We start from the raw sequence: 7,439 nt of genomic DNA on the forward strand, positions 1-7,439 counted from the left end.
CGCACGATGGCGCGGCCGATGGAGACGCGCTGCATTTCGCCGCCGGACAGCCGGTCGGTCTTGGGGTCGAGCAGGTGCTCGATCCGTAGCGTGCGGGCGGCGCGGTCGACGCGGTCCTTGATCTCGGCGTCAGGCAACCTGCGGATCTTCGGCTTCAGCGGAAATTCGAGGTTTTCGCGCACCGTGTAGCGCGGGTAGAGCGAATATTGCTGCAGCACCAGCGCCACGTCGCGCTCGGCCGCGCCCCAGTCGGCAACGTCGACCCCATCGATGAAGACCTGCCCCGCGCTCGGCTTCTCCAGCCCGGCGATCAGCCGCAGCGTGGTCGTCTTGCCGGCGCCCGTTTCGCCGAGCAGGACGAAGAATTCGCCATCGGCGATGTCGAGGTCGAGGCCGGTCAAGGCCGTGTGGTTACCGAACGTCTTGGAGATATTCTTGAGCTGGATATGGGCCATCAGAGCCTCACCTCAAGCGACTTGCCGCTTGCCTTGTCGAAGAAATGCGCCTGCGTCGGATCGATCCTGGCAAAGACCTTTTCGCCGGGGCCTGAAATGAAGCCACTCTTGGTGCGGGCACGCAGCATATTGGAGCCGACCTTGAGGTCGACGATGTCGAAGGAGCCGAGCGGTTCGACGATCTGCGTCTCGACGGCCATGAAGCCGTCGGCCGCATCGCGGCGAATGAGCACCCCTTCGGGCCGGATGCCGAGCGCCAACGCGTCGCCGGCATGACCGTTGAGCTTCGACAGCAGCGTGCGCGGAAACTCGAAGCCGGCGGCCGCGTCGCCTAGGGTCACCGATGCGGCCGAGGCTTTCTCGGTCACGGCCGCGTCGGCGACATTCATCACCGGGCTGCCGACGAACTGGGCCACGAACAGATTGGCCGGCTGCGAATAGACCTCGTCGGGCGTTCCCACCTGCTGCAACACGCCCTCATGCATGATGACGATGCGGTCGGCGAGGCTCATCGCCTCGATCTGGTCGTGCGTGACGTAGATGGTGGTCGAGCCCTGCTTGATGTGCAGCCGCTTGATCTCGGCCCGCATCTCTTCGCGCAGCTTGGCGTCGAGCGCGCCGATCGGCTCATCCATCAGCATCGCCTTCGGCCGCCGCACCAGCGCCCGGCCGATCGCCACCCGCTGCATGTCGCCGCCTGAAAGTGCCGACGGTTTCTTGGCCAACAGGTCTGAAATTTGCAGCGTCTTGGCGACCGAGCGTACTTCCTGGTCGATCTCTGTTTTGCTCTTGCGCGTGGCGCGCAAGGGAAAGGCGATGTTCTCGTAGACGCTCATATGCGGGTAGAGTGAAAACGACTGGAACACCATGGCGATATCGCGGTCGGCCGCCTTCAAATGCTGGACCGGCTTGCCGTCGATGAGGATGTCGCCCTCGTCGATGGTTTCCAGTCCGGCGATGGCGCGCAACGTCGTCGTCTTGCCGCAGCCGGACTGCCCAAGCAGCACGATGAACTCATTGTCCGCGATCTTGAGGTTGAGGTCCTTGATGACCTGGACGGCACCGAAGAATTTCTGGACGCCGCGAAGCTCTATCTGGGTCAATGCTGTGCTCCCGGATTTCGCGTATCCGCGCCATGGCCGGTGCCGGCCTCTTCCTCTGGCGCTATCTTCGAGGTGATGTTGAAACCGATCAGCCCGATCAGGATGATGGTCAGGCCGTAGCTGTGCAGCAGCATGTTCCACGGCTGGCAGAGTGCGACGATGCCGAGCACCATCAGCACTTGGCTACCGGGCTCCAGATATTTCTGATTGATGGCGCGAAAGCTCATTTGCGGATCGCTCCGAAGGACATGCCGCGCAGCAGATGATTGCGAAGCAGGAAGGTGAAGATGGCGACCGGCAGCAGGAACAGGAAGGTTCCGGCGGCAATCACCGTCCAGTCCGGCAGGCCGGAGCCGACCTGGCTGGGAATGAACGGCGGCGCCGTCTGGGCGCGGCGGTTGGTCATGATCAGCGCGAAGGCATATTCGTTCCACGCGGTGATGAAGCAGAACACGGCTGTGGCGGCGATGCCGGTGGCGGCCTCCGGCAGCACGATCTTGAAGAAGGCTTCCATGCGTGTGTAGCCGTCGACGAGTGCCGCCTCCTCATACTCCTTCGGGATTTCGTCCATGAAACCCTTCATCAGCCACACCGAGAAGGACAGGTTGAAGGCAGTGTAGAGGATGATCAGGCCGATATGGGAATCGTTGAGGCCGACCGCGCGGTACATCAGGAACATCGGGATCGCCACCACCACCGGTGGCAGCATGCGTGTCGACAGGATGAAGAAGAGCAGGTCCGCCTCTCCTTTCACCTTGAAGCGAGAGAAGCCATAGGCGGTGAACGTGCCCATGCCGACAGCCAGCACCGTCGAAGTGATGGCGATGATCAGCGAGTTCAGGAAGCGGCTCGGATAGCCCGACCACTGCACCTGGCCCTTGCCATCGCGCACGATCTTTTCACCGCCGTCGAACACGACGCGCTCCCACCATGGGGCGGCCGCGTACTCTTCCGGCGAAGGCGGACTGCGCAATTGGGAGCGCTTGGTGAACAGCTTCACGAAGGGCGATATCTCCGGCTGGAAGACGACGGTCGGCGGAATGGTGGTGGCAAGATTGCGCGGCTTGAACGCCGTCGAGGCGATCCAGTAGATCGGCGCCAGGAAGATGATGGTCACCAGCAGCACGGCGACGATGGCGACGCGGTTGAAGGTGATTTCGGAAGAAGTGCGGACGGCCGCCATCTCAGCGCTCCTTCACCTTGTTGAGATATTTGACGTAGATGTTGGTGATCGCCAGGACCATGATCAGCACGATGTAGGCCATCGCGCAGGAGCGTCCGGTCTGCCATTCCTGGAACGCCATCTTGTAGAGCCGGATCGAGATCAGCTCGGCCGTCGGCTGGCTGGTCAGGATGTAGGCGAGGTCGAAGGTCTTGAACGCTTCCATGGTGCGGAAAATGACCGCGATCATCAGGATCGGCGCGACCAGCGGCAGGGTGATGCGGAAGAAGGTGTAGAACGGCCCGGCGCGGTCGATCGCGGCGGCCTCATAGAGATGCTTCGGCACCGCTGACAGGCCGGCCAGCGACAGCAGCATGACGAAGGGCGACCACATCCAGATGTCGGTCAACGCAACGGCGTAGAGCGCCATCTTGGGATCGGCCAGCCACTCGAAATTGCCGAGCCCGAGCGCATAGTTGATGACACCCCATGATGGGTCGTAAAGCAGTTTCCAGAACAGCCCCACGACCGCCATCGACAGCATCATCGGCAGCAGCAGCAGCGTGGTGATAAGACCCTTGAGCGGAATATCCCGGTTGAGCAGCATCGCCACGCCGAAGCCGACAAGCAGCTGTCCGACGACCGAGACAATCACGTATTTCGCCGTGATGGCGAAGTTCGACCAGACATAGGGGTCGTTGAGCAGGTCGCGATAGTTCTGCAGCCCGACGAAATTCGCCGGCGCATTGGTCGACGCGCGAAAATCGGTGAAGGAATAGCCGAGCGAGTAGATCAGCGGAAAAATGTTGAAGACGATCAGGAACAGAACCGTCGGAATGATGAAGAGATTGCGGATGGAGATATCGCTCAGGCCGCGTGCCGCGGCGCGCGAGGATCTGTCGAGGGTGGTGATCATCGTGGTCGCCAAGACCCTGCTCCCGGTTCAAGAAAAAGAAACGGAGGAGGCGACACCGCCCCCTCCGCGGGACATGAAGGATTATTGCACGCGGCCGTATTTCTTGAAGGTCGCGTTCCAGTCTCCAGCCAATGCGTCCAGCGTTTCCTTGGCGGTGCCACTGCCGCCGATCATGTAGGGGTAGATGCGCTGGTTGAGCTGCTGCAGCAGTTCGGCGTATTCCGGCACCGCCCAGAAGTCCTTCACCTTGAACATGGTCTCGTAGAAGGCCTTGTTGTAGGGCGTGGCGTTCTGGAACTCAGGCGACTTGAGCACTGCCTGGCTACAGGTGTAGCCGCCGAGGGCCGCCCACTTCTTCTGGGTCTCGTCCTTGATGAACCATTCGAGGAACTTCATCGCCTCGTCCTGCTTCTTCGAATACGAGATGACGGAGATGCCTTGCCCGCCCAGTGCGGCGAACTGGTCGCCATTTGGACCGGGAGGGTTAGCGAAGAAGCCGGTGTTCTTGGCATTCGGGTTCGAGGCCTCGTTGATCAGCGAGGGGAAGAACGCGAAGAAGTTCATGCTCATCGCGGCCAGGTTTTCCGTGATTGCCTGGTTGTCCTCGACGAAGAACGATTTAGCCCAGCCCGGAGGTGTGAACTTGTAGAGTTCTTTGTAGGCATCGAGCGCGGCAACCGCCTTGTCGGAGTTGATATGGCCGTCGACCTTGTAGGTCGTGTAATCGCCCAATTCACCGCCATAGGAGAACAGCGCGTTCTCGAAGCCCATCGCCATCGCGTCATAGGAATTGTCGGTGTAGATGGCGATGCCGTATCTCTTCTGGTCCGGCCGGTGGAAGAACTCCGCGATGTCACGCAGCGCCTTGAAATCCTTCGGCACGTCGAGGTCGTAGCCATACTTGGCCTTGAAGGCTTCCTTTTCCTTGGGATCCTCGAACCAGTCCTTGCGATAGGACCAGCCGACGGCGTCGCCCTCGAGCGGGATCGCCCAGTATTTGCCGCTGTTGCCGGGATACTCGGCATAATATTTCACCGTCGCCGGTGCCATGACGTTGCCGAGATCATGCTTCTTGAAGAAGTCGGTCAGGTCGACATAGTGGCCGCCGGTGGAGCCGGCCCCGAGCCACTGAGAGTCGCCGACGACCAGGTCATAGGCGTCGCCATGGGCGTTGAACTCGGTGAAGGCCTTGGTCTGGAAGTCGGACCAGGGCGTGGTTTCCACCGTGATCTTGACGCCGGTTTCCTTCTCGTACTCGTTGCCGAGTTCCTGCAGGTAATTGGCCGGATCCCACTCCGCCCAGAAGATGGTCAGCGACTTTTCCTGCGCGTAGACGGACGTTCCGCAGGCAAGCGTTAAGCCGATACCAGCAAGCATGCTGGTCACTAACTTGCGCATAATGATTTCCTCCCTTGTGCGCATTCTACCCTGTCTTGCGAGCCGGCGACGGAGCCGGCCCTGGTAGTTCCTCCCGTGGTCGCGCTTTCCGAATTCGGAGCCTCCTCGCCCTGTCCGGAAATGGATCGCAGCCTCACTTTCGATCCGCTTTTCTTTCCAAATCTGGTATTACCAATTGTGAATGCCCGTCAAGCCCTTTCTTGAGCAGTGATGTCGGACAAAGTCGGCGAATTCCGGACTTATCCACCTGTTTTCTCTATATTTTCCTACTCATTGATACGCTTTGGCCTTGTACGGACTTTTGCATTGGAACTATTATCGCTAGTCGACACCCAAATCTGGTAGAACCAGATAAGCGCTATTTCTGTGTCGTTGCCTGCATGATCCGGGCCGTATCGACGGCCGACTCCGCGATCGCCGCGCGCACCAGCGCACGCGCCGCCCATTGCGCGACCGACATCGTCCGGCGGCTGTCCAGCCCCCATATATCCTTGAGCACGATCAGCACCTCCACACCGAAGATCAGCGACAGCGCCTGCGCCAGCCGCTTGAAGTCGCGCGGCGGCAAGCGGCCCTTGAGTGGCGCCAGCGCCTCCTTCAGCAATTCGACCCGATGGCCGCGCGTGAAGGCCGGTTCGCCGCCCAGCGTGCCCGCCTGGCGCCGCGCCCATTGATCAAGCGACAACTTCAACGCTGCCTTGAATGTGGCCTCGAAGGCCTCGATGCGCGGCATAGCCGTATCGAACAGTTCGGCCACGCGGCGCTCGGCATCGGTGGCGGTGGATTTCCAGGTGAGGATCGGCCCGAGCCCCTCGTCGACGACCGCCTGCACCAACGCTGCCTGACTCGGAAAATAGCGATAGGCGGTGGCGCGGGACACTTGCGCCGCCTCCGCCACTTCGCTGACCGAGGGGGTGACACCCGCCTGCATCAGCCTTGTCGCCGTCTCCAGCATCAGCCGTTTCGTACGCGCACGAGGTCCGCGCTCGGCTCTCTCACCGGTATCGTCGTTCGTTGCGGGTTGTTGACGTGAGACATCCATACCAATACGATACGCGCGTCTCAAAAAATTGCAATGGCAGCCCAGCGCGACCCTGGCGATGAGACACACGCATCGCAGCCGCCAGGATTGGGGACCCTTGATGAAGCGCGTCTATGTGGTGGGCACGACCGACACGAAAGGCGAGGAACTCGGCTTCCTGGCCGATGCCATCGCTGCCACCGGCGCAGTAGTCTGCCGTGTCGATGTCGGAACGCGAGAGGCAACAATATCTGTCGACATCGGTGCCAAGGATGTCGCGGCGCATCATCCCGGCGGCAGCACGGCCGTGCTCGGCGGCAATGACCGTGGCGCGGCGGTGGCCGCCATGGGCGTCGCCTTCACCCGATTCATCCAGTCGCGAAATGACATTGCCGGCGTGATCGGCATCGGCGGCGGCGGCGGCACCTCGATCGTCACCGCGGGCATGCGCGCGCTGCCGCTCGGCCTGCCTAAGATCATGGTCTCGACGCTTGCCTCCGGCGACACCGCTCCCTATGTCGACGTCTCCGACATCGTCATGATGCCATCGGTGACCGACATGGCCGGCCTCAACCGGCTGTCGCGTGTCGTGCTGCACAACGCCGCCCAGGCGATAGCGGGCATGGCAGGCAATCCAGCGCCGGCAGCGGACGGCAAGGCGTCGATCGGCCTCACCATGTTCGGCGTCACCACGCCTTGCGTGACCGCAATCGCCGATCGATTGCGCGACGTCTACGACTGCATGGTCTTCCATGCCACCGGCACCGGAGGCCGCAGCATGGAGAAATTGGCCGACAGCAGCCTGCTGTCAGGTGTCATCGACATCACCACGACGGAGGTCTGCGACCTGCTGTTCGGCGGCGTTCTGCCGGCGACGCAGGATCGTTTCGGTGCCATCGCCCGCACCGGCCTGCCCTATGTCGGCTCGGTCGGCGCCCTCGACATGATCAACTTCTGGGCGCCTTCGACCATCCCGGAACAGCATCGCGACCGGCTGTTCTACGAGCATAACCCCAACGTCACGTTGATGCGCACGACCGCGCAGGAATGCCGCGCGATCGGCGAATGGATTGGCACCAGGCTCGCCCAGTGCGAAGGTCCGGTGCATTTTCTGATCCCGGAAAAAGGCGTCTCCGCGCTCGACATCGAAGGCGGCGCCTTCTTCGATCCGGAAGCCGACGCCGTCCTGTTCGACGCCATCGAGCGCACCATCAGGCCGAATGCGACGCGCCGCGTCACCCGCCTGCCGCTGCACATCAACGACCCCGAATTCGCCCAAGCGGCAACCGCCGCCTTCCTCGACATTGCCAGACAGTGAGACCCAGACATGCCAGCCATACCGCGCAAGGACATATTGAAGAAGTTCAGGGGAATGATCGACAAG

General features: G+C 61.6%; 8 protein-coding genes. 1 reads left to right on the plus strand and 7 read right to left on the minus strand.

Features of this window, described 5'->3' with window-relative positions; all coding sequences use genetic code 11:
- The 7 genes from EOA36_RS21100 to EOA36_RS21130 form a co-directional block, all read right to left on the minus strand.
- A partial coding sequence (locus tag EOA36_RS21100) for an ATP-binding cassette domain-containing protein (protein WP_127279267.1) occupies positions 1-455 on the minus strand: 455 nt, incomplete at its 3' end.
- The gene (locus tag EOA36_RS21105; RefSeq protein WP_127279268.1) at positions 455-1,558 is read right to left on the minus strand and encodes an ABC transporter ATP-binding protein; all 1,104 of its coding nucleotides are present in this window, start codon (positions 1,556-1,558) and stop codon (positions 455-457) included. The genes EOA36_RS21105 and EOA36_RS21100, both read right to left, overlap by 1 nt.
- Positions 1,555-1,785 (minus strand): hypothetical protein, encoded by a 231-nt coding sequence (locus EOA36_RS21110; protein WP_127279269.1) that lies wholly within the window; start codon positions 1,783-1,785, stop codon positions 1,555-1,557. The genes EOA36_RS21105 and EOA36_RS21110 overlap by 4 nt, the downstream gene beginning before the upstream one ends.
- Positions 1,782-2,741, minus strand: coding sequence for a carbohydrate ABC transporter permease (locus tag EOA36_RS21115; protein WP_127279270.1), 960 nt, complete (start codon positions 2,739-2,741; stop codon positions 1,782-1,784). Before EOA36_RS21115 ends, EOA36_RS21110 begins: the two co-directional genes overlap by 4 nt.
- A gap of 1 nt (position 2,742) precedes the next feature.
- The gene (locus EOA36_RS21120) at positions 2,743-3,648 is read right to left on the minus strand and encodes a sugar ABC transporter permease (RefSeq protein WP_015315632.1); all 906 of its coding nucleotides are present in this window, start codon (positions 3,646-3,648) and stop codon (positions 2,743-2,745) included.
- A 69-nt stretch (positions 3,649-3,717) separates the two neighbouring features.
- Positions 3,718-5,034, minus strand: coding sequence for an ABC transporter substrate-binding protein (locus EOA36_RS21125; RefSeq protein ID WP_127279271.1), 1,317 nt, complete (start codon positions 5,032-5,034; stop codon positions 3,718-3,720).
- A gap of 358 nt (positions 5,035-5,392) precedes the next feature.
- Positions 5,393-6,076: a TetR/AcrR family transcriptional regulator gene (locus EOA36_RS21130; protein ID WP_127279272.1), complete on the minus strand. Its 684-nt coding sequence runs from the start codon at positions 6,074-6,076 to the stop codon at positions 5,393-5,395.
- A 100-nt stretch (positions 6,077-6,176) separates the two neighbouring features.
- Here EOA36_RS21130 and EOA36_RS21135 point away from each other — a divergent pair, with 100 nt between their 5' ends.
- On the plus strand, positions 6,177-7,373 hold the full coding sequence (locus EOA36_RS21135) for a Tm-1-like ATP-binding domain-containing protein (RefSeq protein ID WP_127279273.1): 1,197 nt from the start codon (positions 6,177-6,179) through the stop codon (positions 7,371-7,373).
- Positions 7,374-7,439: the final 66 nt, after the last annotated feature.

Origin of the sequence: Mesorhizobium sp. M8A.F.Ca.ET.021.01.1.1, assembly GCF_003998025.1 — a bacterium.
Lineage (GTDB): Bacteria > Pseudomonadota > Alphaproteobacteria > Rhizobiales > Rhizobiaceae > Mesorhizobium.

Excerpts from the sequence above, each read along its gene's own strand:
- EOA36_RS21130 (WP_127279272.1), bottom strand. The coding sequence starts at position 6,076 with ATGGATGTCTCACGTCAACAACCCGCAACGAACGACGATACCGGTGAG.
- EOA36_RS21135 (WP_127279273.1), top strand. The coding sequence starts at position 6,177 with ATGAAGCGCGTCTATGTGGTGGGCACGACCGACACGAAAGGCGAGGAA.
- EOA36_RS21110 (WP_127279269.1), bottom strand. The coding sequence starts at position 1,785 with ATGAGCTTTCGCGCCATCAATCAGAAATATCTGGAGCCCGGTAGCCAA.
- EOA36_RS21115 (WP_127279270.1), bottom strand. The coding sequence starts at position 2,741 with ATGGCGGCCGTCCGCACTTCTTCCGAAATCACCTTCAACCGCGTCGCC.
- EOA36_RS21125 (WP_127279271.1), bottom strand. The coding sequence starts at position 5,034 with ATGCGCAAGTTAGTGACCAGCATGCTTGCTGGTATCGGCTTAACGCTT.